The organism is Rubinisphaera margarita (assembly GCF_022267515.1).
Classification (GTDB): domain Bacteria; phylum Planctomycetota; class Planctomycetia; order Planctomycetales; family Planctomycetaceae; genus Rubinisphaera; species Rubinisphaera margarita.
In genome coordinates this window covers 377,186-394,976 of sequence record NZ_JAKFGB010000014.1, presented here as the reverse complement: position 1 = coordinate 394,976, position 17,791 = coordinate 377,186, and the positions used below count along the sequence as shown (strand labels likewise).

The 17,791-nt window shown below is 57.8% G+C and carries 11 protein-coding genes; 5 read left to right on the top strand and 6 right to left on the bottom strand.

Translation table 11 applies throughout. The features are described 5' to 3' along the window. Positions 1 to 65: 65 nt before the first annotated feature. From L1A08_RS14440 to L1A08_RS14415, 6 genes are all read right to left on the bottom strand, one after another. Entirely contained in the window at positions 66 to 992 is a 927-nt protein-coding gene (locus L1A08_RS14440; protein WP_238757148.1) for an ABC transporter ATP-binding protein, read from the bottom strand. A 68-nt stretch (positions 993 to 1,060) separates the two neighbouring features. Further along, complete coding sequence (locus L1A08_RS14435) at positions 1,061 to 3,313, bottom strand: hypothetical protein (RefSeq protein ID WP_238757147.1); 2,253 nt, start codon at positions 3,311 to 3,313, stop codon at positions 1,061 to 1,063. Positions 3,314 to 3,419: 106 nt separating this feature from the next. Beyond that, positions 3,420 to 5,339, bottom strand: a complete 1,920-nt coding sequence (locus L1A08_RS14430) for a transketolase C-terminal domain-containing protein (protein ID WP_238757146.1) — start codon at positions 5,337 to 5,339, stop codon at positions 3,420 to 3,422. Positions 5,340 to 5,705: 366 nt separating this feature from the next. Further along, complete coding sequence (locus L1A08_RS14425; RefSeq protein ID WP_238757145.1) at positions 5,706 to 7,001, bottom strand: DUF1552 domain-containing protein; 1,296 nt, start codon at positions 6,999 to 7,001, stop codon at positions 5,706 to 5,708. A gap of 67 nt (positions 7,002 to 7,068) precedes the next feature. Next, complete coding sequence (locus L1A08_RS14420) at positions 7,069 to 9,495, bottom strand: DUF1592 domain-containing protein (protein ID WP_238757144.1); 2,427 nt, start codon at positions 9,493 to 9,495, stop codon at positions 7,069 to 7,071. 228 nt (positions 9,496 to 9,723) lie between these two features. Continuing rightward, positions 9,724 to 10,131 (bottom strand): hypothetical protein, encoded by a 408-nt coding sequence (locus L1A08_RS14415; protein ID WP_238757143.1) that lies wholly within the window; start codon positions 10,129 to 10,131, stop codon positions 9,724 to 9,726. 131 nt (positions 10,132 to 10,262) lie between these two features. Between L1A08_RS14415 and L1A08_RS14410 the strand changes: the two genes are divergently transcribed. The 5 genes from L1A08_RS14410 to L1A08_RS14390 all read left to right on the top strand — a co-directional run bounded on the left by L1A08_RS14410 (position 10,263) and on the right by L1A08_RS14390 (position 17,784). Further along, positions 10,263 to 11,519, top strand: coding sequence for a homoserine O-acetyltransferase family protein (locus L1A08_RS14410; protein ID WP_238757142.1), 1,257 nt, complete (start codon positions 10,263 to 10,265; stop codon positions 11,517 to 11,519). A gap of 265 nt (positions 11,520 to 11,784) precedes the next feature. After that, positions 11,785 to 15,132, top strand: coding sequence for a DEAD/DEAH box helicase (locus tag L1A08_RS14405; RefSeq protein ID WP_238757141.1), 3,348 nt, complete (start codon positions 11,785 to 11,787; stop codon positions 15,130 to 15,132). Between the two features lie 301 nt (positions 15,133 to 15,433). After that, on the top strand, positions 15,434 to 16,888 hold the full coding sequence (locus L1A08_RS14400; RefSeq protein WP_238757140.1) for a hypothetical protein: 1,455 nt from the start codon (positions 15,434 to 15,436) through the stop codon (positions 16,886 to 16,888). Positions 16,889 to 16,979: 91 nt separating this feature from the next. Continuing rightward, a complete protein-coding gene (locus tag L1A08_RS14395) occupies positions 16,980 to 17,444 on the top strand; it encodes an SRPBCC family protein (protein ID WP_238757139.1) in 465 nt (154 codons plus the stop codon). After that, the gene (locus tag L1A08_RS14390; RefSeq protein ID WP_238757138.1) at positions 17,425 to 17,784 is read left to right on the top strand and encodes an ArsR/SmtB family transcription factor; all 360 of its coding nucleotides are present in this window, start codon (positions 17,425 to 17,427) and stop codon (positions 17,782 to 17,784) included. Before L1A08_RS14395 ends, L1A08_RS14390 begins: the two co-directional genes overlap by 20 nt. The last annotated feature ends 7 nt before the right edge of the window (positions 17,785 to 17,791 follow it).

The following is a 17,791-nucleotide window of genomic DNA, read 5'->3' as shown; positions in this document are numbered from 1 at the left end:
CTGCATCTTTCGCGGACCGAACGGTCACACCAAAAAGTAAACTGCTCTAGAAAGGACCAGGCAGCTTACTGCTGCTTGCCCTTGGTCAGTTCCATGAAGGCGGTTTCGAGGTTGACCTCTTCTTCACGGAACAGGGTGAGGCGATGCCCGGCTTCAAACAGCGCCATTGGCAGGTTTGAGTAATCCATGGTTCCGGGCTTGAGTCGAGCCAGAATGGTCTCTTTCTCGATACTGACGTGATCGACTTCATCGCACTGCTCCATGAGGGCGGCGGCCGCATCGAGGTTCTCTGTGACCCGGATATGCAGCACGATGGCCTGTCGCGCCTTCTGCATCACTTCGCTCACGTGCCCGTCGACGATCAGCTCTCCCTTTTCAATCATGCCCACGCGGGTACACACATCGGCCAGTTCGGGCAGAATGTGACTCGACACGATCACCGTCTTATTCATCGCTCCGAGTCTGCGAAGCAGATTGCGGATTTCGATACGGGCTCGTGGATCCAGACCACTGGCTGGTTCGTCGAGCAGCAGCACCTGCGGATCGTGCAGCATGACGCGAGCGAGCCCAATTCGCTGGGTCTGCCCGCGTGAAAGCTGACTGACCATGGCGTCGCGTTTGAAGGCCATATCGACCAGATCGAGTTTCTCTTCGCAGATCTTGCGGCGATTCGGACCGTTGATGCGGTACGTCGCGGCGAAGAACTCAAGGTACTCGAGCACGGTCATGTCGTCGTAGACGCCGAAAAAGTCAGGCATGAAGCCGACAAGGCGGCGGATCTCTTCGGCGTGCGTATAGATTGAGCGTCCGCAGACATACGCTTCGCCGTAGTCCGGCTGGAGCAGCGTCGCGATCATCCGCATCGTTGTCGTCTTGCCGGATCCGTTGGGACCGATGAAGCCGAAGACATCGCCTTCGGTCAGCTTCAGGCTGATCTCGTTGACAGCGATGAGGTCGCCGTATTTCTTCGTCAGTTTAATGGTTTCGATCACAGTCGCAGATCCACAAGGAGTTTGAGCCGCCCGGCACTTATGTACTTCGAGAGCGGAGAGGCCTCATTTCAGTTGCCGTTCTTATCGTATTCCGGCAGACGGTCGAGTGCCTGAGCGCTTTGTTCGACCGGCAGTACGAACCGCACAAAGGAGACATCGGAATTGGTGATGACCGTTTCGCCCTCGACGTCTGGCCGCGGAAGTTTGTTCGTCACTTTTCCGACGAGAACCGCACGTTTCAACGCGATGGATTCGGAAAGATCCCAATTGGTCAGTTCGATGTTGCTCAGCTTCGTATACTCTTCGCCGCCGACAATCTCGTAAAAAGTCATCAGCGAAATGATGTATTCCAGGTCGCGTGAAAACGGATCGTAATCGCGTCGTCGAATGATCAGATCCTCCCCGACGCCCGACTTCCGTTTGACCATCGACTTCGTCGTCCCGGTCAGGAAGGCGGTCAACTCGCGCTGCAGGATTGCCGAGCCGGGAAACTCCAGCACCTCACCCGGCGAGAGCGTCGCGAGCGGATGGTCGTCGCTGACGAAGAAAACCAGTTTGTCGTAAGCGAGCAGCCAGTTGGTAATTTCACCGTCAAGTGAGTGTGACAGTGAGCCCTTCAGCTGACTGCTGATCGTTCCCGAAAAGTTCGACGAGACCGCGAACGGCGCATCACGGGCGACGTTCTCCGGTGTCGAGATGCCTGACGTTTCCAGCAGAAGCGTGGAACGTTCGTGAATGGGAACTCCGGTCACGTTGCCTTCGAGCGGATGAACTTCGTAACTGGTCTGATCCAGATGTGTCCCGGAAGCCCGGTAGTAACCGCGGAAGGTTGCTTCGGGAACTGAAGAAGGAGCGGTCTGCTGCTCGGGCGTGCCCGTCGCGTATGGAAGTTTGAGCGACGTGGAAACATCGAACCGCCCCGTTTCGGGAACGAGTACCTTAACGAACCGACGGTATCGCTCAGTCCGGGTATCTCCGGCGTAGTCAGCGACGAGGGCCTGATTCACCAGAGCGACTCGTCCCTCTGCGGCCGCCTTTCCGCTGAGCGGGACTTTCTGCTGAGCAGCCGAGTAGATGCCCCAGCCGACTGTCAGAATTACGAGCAGCGGCAGCGTAATCCACGTCAGTCCCGGCTTCTTCAGGACATGGCGCACCAGGAAATAATCAACGGGCCCGACGAGCAAAGCCGCCACCAGGAGCAGGCTGAGCGGAATCCAGACACTCGGCGTCATCAGTCCGAAGTCGGACAGTCCGGCGTCCCACTGGGTTTTGAAGTCGCTCAGTCCGGCCTGGGTCAATAGGTTGGTCGAGTTCGACGAATTGCGTTCATTGTAAGCCGGGAAGTCGGCGAGCACCCGGAACAGCTGCGGCAATGCTTCCCAGTCCTGCAGGACGTCGTCGTTCAGGTTCAAAGTGCAGAAAGTCAGCCGCCCGAGGCCCCAGGGCATCCGAGCCGCGAGAGCACCGGTCAAACCGCCCACCAGCGTCTCTCCCGGGAAGTCGATCAATCGCGGAATGTTCAGCGTTTTGTTGACGCGAAGCCGACTGGCTTCGCCCACGAAGCTCTCCAGTCGACTGAGATCCCGAATCTGAGCGGTCTGCTCGAACGTGGCCGGGATCAACTCAGCAAAGGGAGTTGCCAGGAACTCTTCGGCAGGGACATCGGGAAAGGCAACCAGATGTCCTCCCGCGTTGACCCAGTCTTTCAATCGCCGCAGAGCCGCCAGATCGTGGCCGGTTACCCCGTAGGCGATCACGTTGACGCCGGAAAGACTCAGAGAGTTCTCCGGCAGATCGTCGATGCCATCAACCGTTGTGACCTGAAGCTGGGAGACAAACTCGCTGGTGATTTCGATGTTGTCGACGCGTCCGACAGCGACCAGCCACGGCTCGGACTGCGTTAGAGCCGTCAGATCGGCCGTTGAGAGACGCAATCGTCCCGCGAGAGCCCCTCGCTTCTGATCGCCATCGAGTTCGTAAACCTGGATGGCGAAGTCACTTCCCAGGCGGGAAACCAGAACCGGGATAACAGTCTGAAAACGGCCGGCTTCATCAGCGGTGACAGGCTGATCAACAAAGCGGGCGTGATTGCCATCCGCATCGAGGACAGAGACTTCAGCTTGATAGCTCAGACCGGCTGTCAGCGGAGCATCGATTTGGACTTCAGTCCAGCAGCCGATTTTATACGTATTCTTGAGCCCGACCTGAGCGGTGACAGAGGCGGGAGCCGCGGCGTTGATGAGCCCACTCGAAAACAGAACGAGCAGCATGGCAACGAGCGGGAACACCGGACGGAAGCCCGACCGAGAACTGGAAATCAAGCGAGGCTGCATCGACATAGTTGAAACCCGAACGGGAAAGGTCGCCGAACGAAAAGAGGTGGCCTTCGACCGAAAAGATTCCGGCGAAGGCCCTTTTTCATTCCAGTCAGGCGAGCTCGCGGACCGCAGCGGAGATCCCTTGAGGATCGAGCCCCTGATAGCCCATCTGTTGCCACAGACCGCCGGATCCTTCCTTGTGCGTGCCGATGTGGTTGTATTTGCCCTGGAAGCCGTACTTCAGCAGTTCCGAGCCGAAGCGAATTCCCAGTCCAGTGTTCACATTGAAGCCTTCGGCGACAAGGATGAATTTCGCCTTGGCGAGCTTGGCCATCATTTCCTTGTCGTAGATGTTCAGAGTCGGCTTGTTGATCAGGCCAACGTCGAGTCCATCTTTCTTCAGCGTGATCACCGCATCGAGAGCGCGGTAGAGCGTTTCGCCGAAGCTGACGATATAGCCAGCCGAACCTTCGCGGATGACTTCATCTTTGCCGGTTTCGAACTTGTAGTCGTCGCCGTAGAAGCGGTTGCCATCGTCATCGAGAATGTCGGGCACAGCCGAACGGGTCGAGAAGATGAACCGCAGCCCCCGATCCTTGAAGATCTTGTTCAGACAGGCTTTGAACTGATGCTGGTCAGCCGGGAAGTAGAGCCCGGTGTTATCGTGACCATCTTCCGGCAGCCCGTTGTGAGCGAAGAAGCTGTTGATCCCGAAGTGGCAGGTGTTGTCGGCCATATCATCGCAACCGGAGTGCGAGAAGTGAGCCAGCACGTTCGACTTGTTCAGTCGAGCCATCGTGATTTCGGAAACGATCATTTCCAGGAAGGCCGAGAAGGTCGCGTAGATTCCCTGCTTGCCTTCTTCGTAACCAAATCCAGCCGCGGCTGAGTAGTTGCCGCGTTCCATGATGCCGCCGCGAACGAAGATCTCCGGGTGCTCTTTGCGGATGCTGTCCAGACCGCAGGAGCCTTCCAGGTCGCAGTCGAAGACGCGAACGGTGCGAACGCGTTCTTCTTCCGGGATGCTGTCGAGGATCTCGTTCATGAACTTGCCGAACAGAGCCCGGTTCTTGCCAGCGCCTTCCGAGCCCTGATACGACGGGCCACCCGGCAGCTTCTCGACCGATTCCAGGTACTTGACGGCTTCCGCGCGATCCTGCTTCTTGAGATGATCAATCGCGGTTTTGATTTTGATGACGTCGTGACCGTGATTGGAGCCTTCGAGCCCCTCGATGCCGACGCACATCTTACGATTATTGATCAGGGCGATCGGGCCATCGGTCGTTACGGCTGCACACATGCGGCTGTAGAGTTCGTCGATATTTTCACCGTCGCCGGTGTTTGTAGAGAGGCCGTGCCCTTCGAGAGTCTTGGCGACATCGAAGCCACGCAGGTAGTCAGAAGGGAAACCGGCGATCGTCACGTCGTTGTCGTCAATCACGAGCTTGACGTTGATATTGCGGGCGACGGCGAGGCGAGCTGCTTCGGCGTCGTTACCTTCCATTTGCGAACCATCGGAACCGAACATGAACACGGCGGCGTCCGGGTTGGCCAGGGCCACGCCGTTCACGTACGGCCACATGTGTCCCAGACGACCCGAGGAGAACTTCACGCCCGGCGTGAAATCGCGTTCCGGGTGCCCCGGCAGATGTTCGTTGAATTCGCGGTAGTGGAGCAGCTTTTCGGCCGGCAGATTGCCTTCGATCACGGCCATCAGATACTGCAGAGCGACGCGGTGACCGGCTTCATCGAAGAAGACCGGCAGTACGGGATGAGAGCCGCCCTGCTGAGCGTTGAGCATGAATCCGTAGGCGATCATCGCTTCCGGAACGATGTCATAAGGACCGCCGGTGTGTCCGCCGAGTCCCTTGCCATCGGCGACTGCGGTGAAGAAGACGATGACGTCGCGGCAGAACTTAATGTTCGCTTCCAGTGTCTTTTTCTGATCAGCGGTCAGCTCGGTGGCCGTCGGATCGAGCGGCAAGGGCTTGAATTCACTGAAATCGAACGGAAACTTTTCTGCACTCATAATGGTCCGAACCTTATTCGACGTGACAACTCTTCGTTTAATGGTGAGATTCAGCGGTCCTGGCAGCACGTCAGAGCACTTCGTGACACAATCGCAGGATCCGCGCACACCCGCCTGACTCTAGGCGAACCTTCTGCGATGACAGCCTGCTGAAGCAGCCGAAAATCCAGAAAATGGCTCGCTGGCGACGGGAAGTCGAGCACAAGTTATACAGGGAACCTCGTGCGAACGCAAAGCGGGCGATGAACCGTTTATTAAGGGGGCTGGAATTGTGGACGTCCACATCCAGACCAGAAAAATGGCGATGCAACGGAGGTAAAGCCCGTCACATCGCCATCTTATGTCAATCCATTCTGCCTCCGCAACCTACGCTCGGAAGTTCAGTCCGGTCATTGTTCCAGTGCTCGTCATGAACTGATCGACAGGAAGTCCGAGCTGCTGCAGCACACTGACATACAGGTTCGGCAGCGGATAGTTGTTCTTCTGGTCGAAGGCCAGGTGCTGACCGTGGTCGAACTGTCCACCCGCCAGGAGCACAGGCATGTTCTTGTTACTGTGATTCGAGGCGTTGCCCAGGTTGCTGGTCAGGAAGACGGTGGTCTGATCGAGCAGCGTCTGCCCCTGTTCTTCGATCGAACTGAGCGATTCGAGGAAGTCTCCCCAGGCCCGGATAATTTCCGCCTCGACCAAATGAAGCTGAGCCAGCTTCTCTTCGTCGAGTCCGTGGTGGCTCAGCGAGTGGTATCCCTCTTCGACGCCTTCCAGTGGCACGACACCGCCGGACCCACCGAGATGGTAGGTGATGAAGCGAGTCGAGTCGGTTTGAACAGCCAGACGAATCATGTCGTTCATGAGCCGCTGACGGCCGATGAAGTCGTTCCGATTGCCAATGTCCTTGGGAATTGGCATGTCGACTTCCGGTTTCGGCCGGTTCGCCCAGGCTTCCGATTCCGCGAGTCGGTTTTCAAGATCGCGCACACTGGTCAGGTAGGAATCGAGCCGCTGACGATCGCCCGCTCCGAGCTTGCGGCTCAGGCGTTTCGTGTCATCGGCCACAAGATCCATAATGCTCTGCCCCTGCTGAGCGCGAGCCGCCTTCTGCTTCCGATCCGTTTCGGAATCGTTGATGAACAGCTGACGGAACAGAGCCGACGGAGAGCTTTCGGCGGGAATCATCGCACCGCCCTCGGTGTAGGAAGGGCTTTCGCTGCCGCTGCTGCTCAGCACCAGTGACGGAAAACGGGTTTCCATGCCGAGATACTTGGCCATGTACTGATCGACCGAAACTGTGTTCCGGGCTTTGCCCGATGCCCCGGCCGGGTTGGCAGTCAGAATGCTGGCTTCCGCACGGTGGCCCCCGAAGACCTCCGGGTGAGAACTGCCGGAAACAACGGTGAAACGGTCTCGCAGGTGAGCGAGCGGCTTCAGATAGGGGCTGAGTTCGTAACCCCGGCCCGTTTGCGTCGGGTTGAGGTTCTCGCCCAGCAGACCAAGACCGAGGGTCATCGCGACGAAACGCTGCGGCTGAGCCGGTTTGGTTTCGCGGGCGAACACGCGATCCATTGCGGTCATCCAGGGCAGGGCCATGGTCACGCCGGCTCCGCGGAGCACGGCACGACGGCTGAGATGGCGGCCTCGGCTGAAATTGACTGAGTGACTCATAATGTTGTCCTCATTATTGGAGATGTATGGAGACAGCGAACCGTTCGGTTGCTGAGGTCGTCCTGAACTACTTGGTGACGAACAGCGAACTGGTGATCGAGGCTTTCAGGATCGATCGCAGTCCATAGTTGTCATCCGCGGTGCTGGCGACGATGGCTTCGATTTCATCGCGATCGACAAAGTCGATGGCCGCTCCTGTTCCACAAGTGATGAATTTTTCGGCGACGTTTCGCGCCAACCCTTCGGGGTCGGAGGCGATGAGTTCCTGGAACTCCTCAAGGTTCTTGAAGGCGCGTCCGTCCGGGAGTTCGTCGCCACTGTTCACGGGCGTTCCGGGAACGCGTTTCCCTTTTTGTCCTTTCGGATACGCATCCCGCCATTGTCCAGCAGGATCATAGTTTTCCAAAGCGAATCCCGGAGGATCGATCTTCACATGACAGCTGGCACAACTCGCATCTGACTTATGCTTCTCAAGCATTTCACGAATGGTCGTGGCGCCGCGAATGTCTGGTTCGATCGCCGGGACTCCCGCCGGAACCGGGGGAACCGGAATGCCGAGAATGCGTTCGGAAATCCACACGCCCCGAATCACCGGCGAAGTCGTCGTGCCGTTGGCCGTCACCTTCAGGATAGCCCCCTGAGTGATCAACCCGCCTCGATTGTCCTCCGCTTTCAGATTAACCGGAACCAGTTCATCACTCAGTTCCCGATCGATCTCGTAAAACCGGGCGAGACGGCTGTTGAGATAGGTATGGTCCGAATCGATCAGATGTTTCACCGACAGATTCTTGTCGAGCATGTTCTGCACAAAGGCCACGGTCTCTTCGACCATTGACTGTTGTACGATCACGTCGAATTCCGGGTACAGACGGCGATCCGGTTCCGTGAAATCGATCTGACTCAGGTCGAGCCAGTCCGCGGTAAAGTCGCGAACAAATTCCCGCCCCCGGCGATCGGCCAGCATCCGGTCGACTTGCTGATCCAGAATTTCGGGCTGTGAGAGCTTCTTCTGCTCGGCCAGCTTGAGCAGCGTTTCGTCCGGCACACTGTTCCAGAGGAAGTAACTCAGACGGCTGGCGATTTCATAATCATCCAGTTGGCCCGGATCTTCCGGCAGATACAGGAACTTCGGCGAACAGAGCAGGGCCCGATACCCATGACGCAGAGCCAGGATCAGATCGTCGGACTGTCCGAGCGACTGACGGGCCAGATCGATGTAGGGCTGAATTTCTTCAACGGCAACAGGTCGACGGAATGCTCGTTCCGCGAAGCGATGCAACAGCTCGGTCAGATCGCCTTCCGGGTTCTCCGTAACAAGTCGATGCTGTTTGGCTTTCTTGTCCCATTCGCGACCGAGCTTGCCGATCACCAGACGGCGGGCGTCGTCGGGAGAATAATCCCGAAAGATCTTCTGCATCTCGATCGATTCAATGGCGATGCCAGGAACGTCTTGAGGCCCACCTTCACCAGTCCCAACCTGTCCGCCTGCGAAGCGCGCCTTTTTCAGCGTCACATCACCGGGACGGATCTCCAGCATGTCGCCTTTCTCAAGCCAGGTCTCGTAAGTCCATTCCTGAATCTCGTCGGTCGCCTCGAAGGCCCCCACCCATTTCTGAATCGGCGAGCTTGAGATCTGACGCCCCGAACGAACGGTGCACCAGATGCCTTCGCGGTTCTCAGGAATCTTCAATGCCTTGGCACGAACCTTGAAACGATACCAGCCGTCCTTTGGAGCCGTGGTTGCGGGAATGCGCCCATAGAATGTCACACCACCCGACCACGTGACAGCCAGACCATCGATGAGTTCCGGCTCCCGGGTCCGGGATTTCGGATTACGGCGCACGATCTTATCCGCATCCAGTTTCTGGAGGGGACGGTCGTCTTCAAATAATGCCTTGCGAAAGGCCTCGTCGAGCGCCAGATCCACCACGTTCAAATGTTTCTCGAGCTGAAAATGAGACATCGTCTGACCTTCGGCCACGGTCGTGAACCCTTCGGTCCGCTGTTCCTCGGGGAATCGGACAGCCAGTGGAATGTCGATGCCGAGCAGATCGTGCAGAGATCGCTCCAGCTGCAAATTATTGAGCCGACGGCCGCGAACGCGTCCTTCGTGGGCGACCTGCTCTTCCCGAGCTTTCGTCAGCCAGGACGAGACCTGACCAAGAAACGCCTTGCTTTCTTTCTGCGGAACTTCCGCGTAATCCTTCGGCGGCATTTCGCCCGCTTCAACACGATCGAAGACCTGAACCCAGCGTTCGTAGGTCGCATGATCACTCAGATCGGTTCCCAGTGCAGACAAATCAAAGCCCGCTTCAGACTCTTTGCCCGTATGGCAATCGAGGCACTGGTTCTGCGTGAACTTTGAAATCGACGCATGCTGAGCGTAAACCGGAGACAGTCCGCTCAGAGCCGTCGTGGTGGCGACCAGCGACAGAATCTGCGGAAACCGAAATCGGCGTGTCGTATTCAAAAATGTCAGAAATCCACAGCGCATAGAGGTATCCAACGAGGAGAAAAACGTTTGCAATCCAACCCCGCGATTATCGTGTGGTGTCGAAGAATCGCATCGCAATTTCAGCGATGCCGGCGGGGGCTGTGTTACAGGCGGGAATGTCCGGGAGGGCGTGGGTGTACAGGTCGAAATCCGCGCGCAACTCCAGCGGAAAAACCCTGTCACGTAATGTCAATTATACCTTGGATCGACGCGCAAGCAATAGTCAATTCAATGCTCGCCGACCGAAGATTCTTCCGATTCCAGCAGCCTCTGGCAGCTTCGAGCAACCTCGAAAACAGGAACAGGCTTGACGAAGTAGCAGACCACGCCCAGCGACAGAAGCTCCGCCGCACGATTTCGCTGGCCCGAGTTCAGCACGACAACCAGGAAATCCACAGGCATTCTCCGGGAGTTCGTCAGTCGATCGATCGCCTTGAGGCCCTCTCCTGGAAGCGTATCGAGATCGACGAGGACCGACTGCCTGCGATGATCGGCCGAAAAATCCTGCGGATCGTAACGATCGCGGAACAGAACCGTGTGAGGCAGCCCTTTCCATTCACGACGAAGACCGGAGCTGAACCACGGAGTACGCTCAATGACGATCAAGCGGGTCGTCGGAGTCGACTCGTCTGGCATCCCGGGTCCTTTCCTGAACAAGATTTGAGACTGGTCGTCTGCGGAAACTGATTCGATAATTGTCTGCAGAATGCCTATCATAACCTTCACTCCAACCTCTGTCCCCTTCTTGTGCGATACGCTCTGGCGAAATGACGGACTCCGACACACGAACCGCGACCCAGGACGTCGTTGAATCGACTCCCTTTGGCTCGACCGACGAGACACGTCTGGTCACGCCCCGGCAGGTCGAACTGTGTGCTGCACCGCGCTGCCTGCAACTGGCCGGCGGGAACGAGTTCGGTCCGATCCAGGTGACTTACGAGACTTACGGCCAACTGTCGCCGGAAAAGGACAACGCGTTTTTCATCTGCCATGCGCTGACCGGAGACGCACACGCGGCTGGACGACATTCGCTCGATGATCGCAAGCCGGGCTGGTGGGATGACTTCATTGGCCCTGGACGCGGAATCGATACCGACAGATATTTCGTTATCTGCGCCAATGTCCTCGGCGGCTGTCAGGGAACGACCGGGCCGAGCAGCATCAACCCGGAAACGGGCGAACCGTACGGGCTAACGTTTCCGTTCATCACCATCGCCGATATTGTCCGCGTGCACCGTGAACTGGTGGCTCATCTCGGAATCGAGCGGCTGGCCGGCATCATCGGTGGCAGCCTTGGCGGCATGCAGGTTCTGGAATGGATTGCTCAGGATCCGGAGAACATCGACAAGGCGATCGTACTCGCCTCGGCTGCGAATCTTTCGGCACAGGGCATCGCCTTCAACGCGGTCGGACGCCGGGCGATCTATGCCGATCCACAATTCCGCAACGGCGAGTACTACAGTACGGGAAACGTGGAAGCCACGGTCGATGCCGAAAACGCTCTCAGCGCGGATAGCGGCATCCGCAATAAGCCGGGAACGGGACCGCGTTTCGGCCTGGCGCTGGCCCGCATGATCGCCCACATCACGTATCTGTCTGAATCGTCGATTGAGAAGAAGTTCGGCCGACGGCTGCAGGACAGCGATCATCTCGCTTTCGATCTGATGCGGGAGACCGAGTTCCAGATTGAAAGTTATTTGCACTATCAGGGCAAACAGTTCGTCGAACGCTTCGATGCCAACAGTTATCTGTACCTCACGAAGGCGATGGATTACTTCGACATGCGGGAGACTTACGGAAGTCTGCAGCAGGCGTTGAAGCGATCCACAGCCGAGATTCTGGTGGCCTCATACACAACAGACTGGCTGTTTCCGTCCTCGCAAAGTCGCGACCTGGTGTCCGCGCTCATCAGTGCCGGACGACACGCCAGCTTCTGTGAATTGACCAGCCCGTACGGACACGATGCGTTCCTGATTGAGATCAATCAGCTGACCGAACTCGTGCGGGCGTTTCTCGCCGGTTAACGCCGTTGTGGATTCGTGGAGCCGGCAAGCATCAAAGTTCATCGATTCCGCGCCCGCGATTTCTCCGGGAGGTTCTCTGTTCAAATCAGCGTCCGCTCGATACGCTTGCCCGTTCACGCGCGGTGCGAGTCCGACGCGTGAATTCTGTTTAATTAGGTCTCTCAGTTCCAAAAATTGACGGCACGTTTGTTCGCTGTCGTCGGTTCTGGAGACGGAGTCATAAGTCAGAGACTCTTGGAGGATCCCAGAGTTTCCGGAGGTGATAGTGTCGTTAGCCGACATGATGGAATCCCAGTTCCGGGCTGATGTCCGGTTTCGGGGAGCAGCGTATTTACAAGGTGGCCGCGTCAGCATTTCGCACATTACTCCTGATGATGTGTATGCCGTGGTACGCGATGGAGCCGAGCATCAGATTCATCTGCACCGGACGGAAACCGGTCTGGAGATGTCGTGCAGTTCAACGGCTGGCACTAAACGTGCGCCGACAACGAAGTACGTCTGGGCCACAATTCTTCTGCTCGACGAACAGGGTTACATGACCGGCACTCCCAAAGCCGGCCACATTCCGCCGTTCATTCCCGAACCGCCGCCGATTGCCGACGAAGACTGGGATCTCGACGAACCGGAAGACGACGCCTATTTCCCTCCGATCAATCTCTCGCGGAAAAGCGGAGGGAGCACGACGACGAAGGAGAAGCGTCCCTCGCAGCGAAAGATGCCCGAATGGCAGCAGAAGCTGCAGGGCCTGCGCGATCGACTCCGCGTTCGCGACATCACGAACGAGACCAAGCCCACCTCCTACGAGATCACCTACCAGATCGATGTCATCGAAAGCTGGAAGTCCGGCCATCTGATGCTTCAGATTGTGGAGTGTCAGCGGCGAACAACCGGCGGCTGGGGCAAGATCAAACCGCTCAAGCTGAAAGCCGGCGGTCTGGAGAATCTGCCGGAAGCCGACGACCGCGCAATTCTCGCCCATCTGCTCGGCGGAATTCAGGAGCGGCAGGGAACACAAACAATCGCCGGCAGTTCGCTGAGTCAGCATCTGCCGCATCGATTCCACATGACGCATTCGCTGTGTCTGAACCTGCTGCCGAGAATGTGTTCCACCGGTCGACTGCGCCTGCTGTACGAAGACGGCAAGATGTCCGAACCGATTCAATTCCACGAGGGCGAACCGTGGGAACTGAGCCTGGCCATGGAGCGTGTCACCGCTCCCGGCGAGTCGGACACACAGCAGTGGCGAATTCAGCCACGGCTCGATCGCGGAGACGACGTCCTTTCACTCAACGATACCGAACTCGTTGTCGAAGGCGGCTGGGTTTTCCGGGAACGCTCGCTCGAACTGCTCGAAGACTTCGCTGTTTACGAGTGGATTCGGTCGCATCGCAATCACGACCTGCCGATCTTCCCCGACGACGACGGTCCGGCAGTCGTTCAGGAACTGATGACCCTGCCCAGCGTGCCGCGACTCGATCTGCCCGAGAAATGGAAGCTCGAAGAACGTCAGGTCGATCCGAGCCCACGTCTGAAGTTGATGACGCCGACACTCAAGGGCGGCATGCCCCGCGACCGGGTTCAGGCCGACGTCGAATTCCTCTACGACGAAATGATCGTTCGCGGGTCGACGCACAGCTGGGCAATCCCGCTCCACGACGAGCAGGCCTGCATCGTCCGCGACCTGCCCAAAGAACAACGTCACTGGGCTCAACTGCAGTCACTCGGCATGCAGCGAATCGACGATCGCGGCGGCAACAAGCACGACGTCCAGGTTCCGCTGCGGGACTTCACGACCATCCTGCGCGAACTGTTCGAATCTGGCTGGGACATTCTCTCGGACGACAAGCCGTTTCGTCAGCCGGGTGAAGTGGCGTTCCGCGTTGAATCCGGCATCGACTGGTTCGATGTCGACGGGGAAGTCGAATACGGATCCGCCCGCGTTTCCATCCCGATGCTGCTGTCCGCTCTGGCTCGTGGCGATCGCGCCATCACTCTGTCCGATGGCACCCTGGGCTTCGTGCCCGAAGAGTGGAAGGAACGATTCGGCGTCCTGCTCAGTCTGGCGGAAACCGAAGGGGAGTCCCTGCGGTTCTCCAGCTCTCAGGCCGCTCTGGTCGATGCCCTGCTGGCCACGCAGGAACACGTCGACTACGACGAGAAATTCCTCAGCTGGCGGGACAAACTCGCGAATTTCAACGGTGTCAAACAGGACAGGGAACCCGGCTCGTTCAAGGGTGAACTCCGCGATTACCAGCGGGAAGGTCTGGGCTGGCTGAAGTTCCTCGAAGAATTTCAGTTCGGGGGCTGTCTGGCCGACGACATGGGTCTCGGTAAGACGGTTCAGATTCTGGCCTTTCTGGCCCAGCGCTACGAAAAACGCGAACAGCACGATCCGACTCTGATCGTGGTGCCGAAGTCGCTGCTATTCAACTGGCGTCGCGAAATCGAACGATTTACACCGCACCTGAAATCGCTGGAATACTCCGGAAACGCACGCTCCAGTCTCCGTACGCAGTTCGCGGATACCGACATCATCCTGATGACCTATGCGACGCTGCGTCGGGACATCATGCCGCTGAAAGACATGCGGTTCGATTGCGTGATTCTGGATGAAGCTCAGGCGATCAAGAATCCAGGTTCGCAGATCGCGAAAGCAACACGACTGCTCAAGGCCCGCCAGCGACTGGCCCTGAGTGGTACGCCAATCGAGAACCACCTCGGCGACATGTGGTCGATCTTCGAGTTCCTCAATCCGGGACTCCTCGGCCGCAGTTCGGTGTTCAAATCGCTCAGCAGCGAGACCGACACCACACGTCTGACCGATGCCGTCGCCAGCGGTCTGAAGCCGTTCGTGTTGCGAAGAACCAAAGAGAAAGTCGCAGCCGATCTGCCGGATCGCGTCGAGCAGACGCTCTGTTGCGAACTCTCGACCAGTGAACGCAAACTCTACGACGAGCTTCGCGATCATTACCGACAGTCGATTCTGTCGCTGGTCGACGAACAGGGACTCGGCAAGACCCGGATGCATGTGCTCGAAGCACTGCTGCGACTGCGGCAGGCGGCCTGTCACCCGGCTCTGCTCGATTCGAGCAAGATCGATGAGCCCTCAACCAAGATCGAAGTGCTTGTCGACCACCTGAAAGAACTGATCGACGAAGGGCACAAGACGCTCGTCTTCTCGCAGTTCACGTCGCTGCTTGCGATCGTGAAGCATCATCTGCAGAAGAACGATATTCCGTTCGCCTATCTCGACGGCAGCACCAAGAACCGCGACGAGGTTGTCCAGACCTTCCAGGATGACCCGAACATTCCGGTGTTCCTGATCAGTCTGAAGGCGGGTGGTCTGGGTCTGAACCTGACCGCCGCCGGCTACGTGTTCCTGCTCGACCCGTGGTGGAACCCGGCTGTCGAAGCCCAGGCCATCGACCGGGCTCACCGTGTGGGGCAGACAAAAAACGTCTTCGCGTACCGGATGATCGCTCAGGGAACGATCGAAGAGAAGATTGCCGAACTCCAGGAAAGCAAACGCAAACTGGCCGACGCCATCCTCTCCGAGAACAGTCGCCTGCTGAAGAATCTGACCGCCGAAGACCTGCAGATGCTCTTCTCCTAAACGTCAGAGTCTTCTGGCGAATGAGATCCGAACGTCCAAGCGGCCCTGATAGCTCGACTATCAGGGCCGCCGACTACAGCATTCGGCGTCGAATGACGCACAGACAGGAATGCCTGGGCCACCCTGTCGAATCAGTTGACTGCCTTACGAACGAATGTCCGTGTCTGCTGAAGAGCGTTAATACCAGTTGCACCGCTTATGCCGGCAGCGTTGTTGCGTTTCCGCATCACGTGCTGGCTGATCCGGTCCGTTTTCGAGCTAGGTTTGTGTACGGCACTTTCCTGACGATCTCGGAGCGGTAATGGCGACAGCAGATACAGCGAACGCATCGATCGACTGGACCCGGCATACCCGGCGGGCCATCCTGCTGATCGTCGGCATGGTGGCCGCCGTGTTTGGTATCTCGGTCACATACGGCTTCGTCAACTGGGATGACCCGTGGTACATCCATCGCAATCCGCTCGTTCAGAGCTGGTCGCTGGAGAACCTGTACGGCATTTGCACCCAAACGGTCACACGCAACTTTGCTCCGCTAACGATCTTCTCCTACCTGATCGACTTCTCACTCTGGCAGACCTGGTCGGGCGGCTATCATCTGACCAACATCGTGCTGCACGCTGCCAACGCGGTGCTCGTCTTTCTGCTCGTGCGACAGCTGACGGGTCGCCACGTTTTCTCACTTCTGGTCGCGCTGTTGTTTGCCGTGCATCCGGTGCAGATTGAATCGGTCGCCTGGATCTCCGCCCGCAAGGGACTGCTTTCCTCGCTCTTCATTCTGCTCTCGCTGCTCTACTGGCTGAAACAGGATCGGACACAACGCGACGAGTACGCGGGAATTCTCATCTTCCTGCTGGCGCTGTTCAGCAAAGCTCTCGCAGTTGTCGTGCCCGGGATCGTCTTCGTTTACGACTGGATCGTGCGACGGAAGTCGTTCTCTGATTCGCTCTCACGACAGTTCATTCCGGGCCTGCTCGCCGTCTGGTTTATTGTCCTCACGGCTGGGTCACAGAACTCGCAGACCGGCGGGATTCGGCATCATCTCGGGTTGAGCAAGCTGGAAATTCTTGGCCTCGATTCCGTGCTGCTCTGGAAGTATGTCGGCATGATGTTCTGGCCAACCGATCTGGCGATTCTGTACGACCCGCCGATAGAAGGGATCACCCTGCTGATGATCCTCTGCAGCCTGAGCTGGATCGGACTCGGAACATGGCTCTGGTGCCAGAGACGGAGGCAGCCGCTGGTTCTGTTTGCCGCTGCGACCGCGCTGGCCTTTCTTGTCCCCGTGCTCAATCTGTTTCCGCTCACCACGCTGATGAATGATCGTTATCTCTATCTGAGCAGCGTGCCATTCTTCGCCGTTGTGATCGCGGGAGTAGAGTCTCTCTGGCGGTTGATCCAGCACCGCTGCCGCCTGCAGCCGCTTTCGTTTCCGACCACTGCCCGAATCGCCGGGACCGTCGTGTTTTGCTATTCCGTGCTGTCCATTCAACAACTTCCCGTGTGGCGGAACGATCTTACCCTCTGGCATCGTGCGGCCCAGGTTTCTCCTGAACTTCCCGTCGTCCAGTACCAGTACGCCCTCGCTCTCTGGGAAGCCGGGGAAGAGGCGGCCGCAATCGCTCGCATTCAATTGGCGCTCACGCTCGACCGAATCGACGAACTCGATCGCGAGCGGTTTCTCGAAAAGCTGGCCCACTTCCGCTCGCTTCGAGTAAGCCAGCGGGGTAACGCGGCTGACGCTTCGTCGACTCACTGATCTCGCCTGGCACGTTTCTCTTGCCGCCTGTTCACTGCGACGGTAACATGCAACATATTCATTGCGTATTACCCTTTTCAGGAGAGCGTCCATGGTAGAGTCGAGTACGGATCGTATTGAGAAGCAGATTGACCTTCAGGCGTCGGTTTCTCGGGTCTGGCGGGCGTTGACGGACCATCTCGAATTCGGACAATGGTTTGGAGTGAATCTCGAAAAGCCGTTTGAACCAGGCGAGAGGACGCGCGGTAACGTCACCTATCCCGGTTACGAGCATGTCGTCATGGAAGTCACGGTCAACGAGATGAAGCCGGAAGAGCGATTTTCGTTCTACTGGCATCCCTATGCCGTGGATCCTGATGTCGATTACTCTCATGAAGAGCCGACGCTGGTCGAGTTCACCCTCGATGCCATTCCGACCGGTACGAGACTCACGGTCATCGAGTCAGGCTTCGACAACATCCCAGCCGCCCGCCGCGATGAAGCCTTTCGCATGAACGAAGGGGGCTGGGCCGAACAGGTCAAGAACATCCAGAAGCATGTCATCAAGTCGCCGTAAACCAACCCGCGAGTCTGACCGACAGCAGGCCGCCATCTTCGCGGCTCTGGGAGATGAAACACGTCTGAAGCTGCTGGCGAAACTCAGCGAAGGGCGTTCTCTTTCGATCTCGCGGCTCGCGGAGAATTCGCCTCTCACGCGGCAGGCGATCACGCGGCATCTGCTCGTCCTGCAGACAGCGGGCCTCGTTCGCGGCGTGCGACAGGGGCGCGAGAATCTGTTTCAGCTGGAGCCGGAAGCACTCAACGAAGCTCGGCAGGCCCTCGACCGCATCTCGAAGCAGTGGGATCAAGCCCTCGCCAGTTTGAAAGCGTTTGTCGAGAACGACGAAACAGAATAAGACGGGC

What these genes read in the sequence shown, in the direction of transcription:
- L1A08_RS14390 (WP_238757138.1), top strand. Translation starts at nt 17,425, where the DNA reads ATGTCATCAAGTCGCCGTAAACCAACCCGCGAGTCTGACCGACAGCAG.
- L1A08_RS14395 (WP_238757139.1), top strand. Translation starts at nt 16,980, where the DNA reads ATGGTAGAGTCGAGTACGGATCGTATTGAGAAGCAGATTGACCTTCAG.
- L1A08_RS14430 (WP_238757146.1), bottom strand. Translation starts at nt 5,339, where the DNA reads ATGAGTGCAGAAAAGTTTCCGTTCGATTTCAGTGAATTCAAGCCCTTG.
- L1A08_RS14410 (WP_238757142.1), top strand. Translation starts at nt 10,263, where the DNA reads ATGACGGACTCCGACACACGAACCGCGACCCAGGACGTCGTTGAATCG.
- L1A08_RS14425 (WP_238757145.1), bottom strand. Translation starts at nt 7,001, where the DNA reads ATGAGTCACTCAGTCAATTTCAGCCGAGGCCGCCATCTCAGCCGTCGT.
- L1A08_RS14415 (WP_238757143.1), bottom strand. Translation starts at nt 10,131, where the DNA reads ATGCCAGACGAGTCGACTCCGACGACCCGCTTGATCGTCATTGAGCGT.
- L1A08_RS14400 (WP_238757140.1), top strand. Translation starts at nt 15,434, where the DNA reads ATGGCGACAGCAGATACAGCGAACGCATCGATCGACTGGACCCGGCAT.
- L1A08_RS14420 (WP_238757144.1), bottom strand. Translation starts at nt 9,495, where the DNA reads ATGCGCTGTGGATTTCTGACATTTTTGAATACGACACGCCGATTTCGG.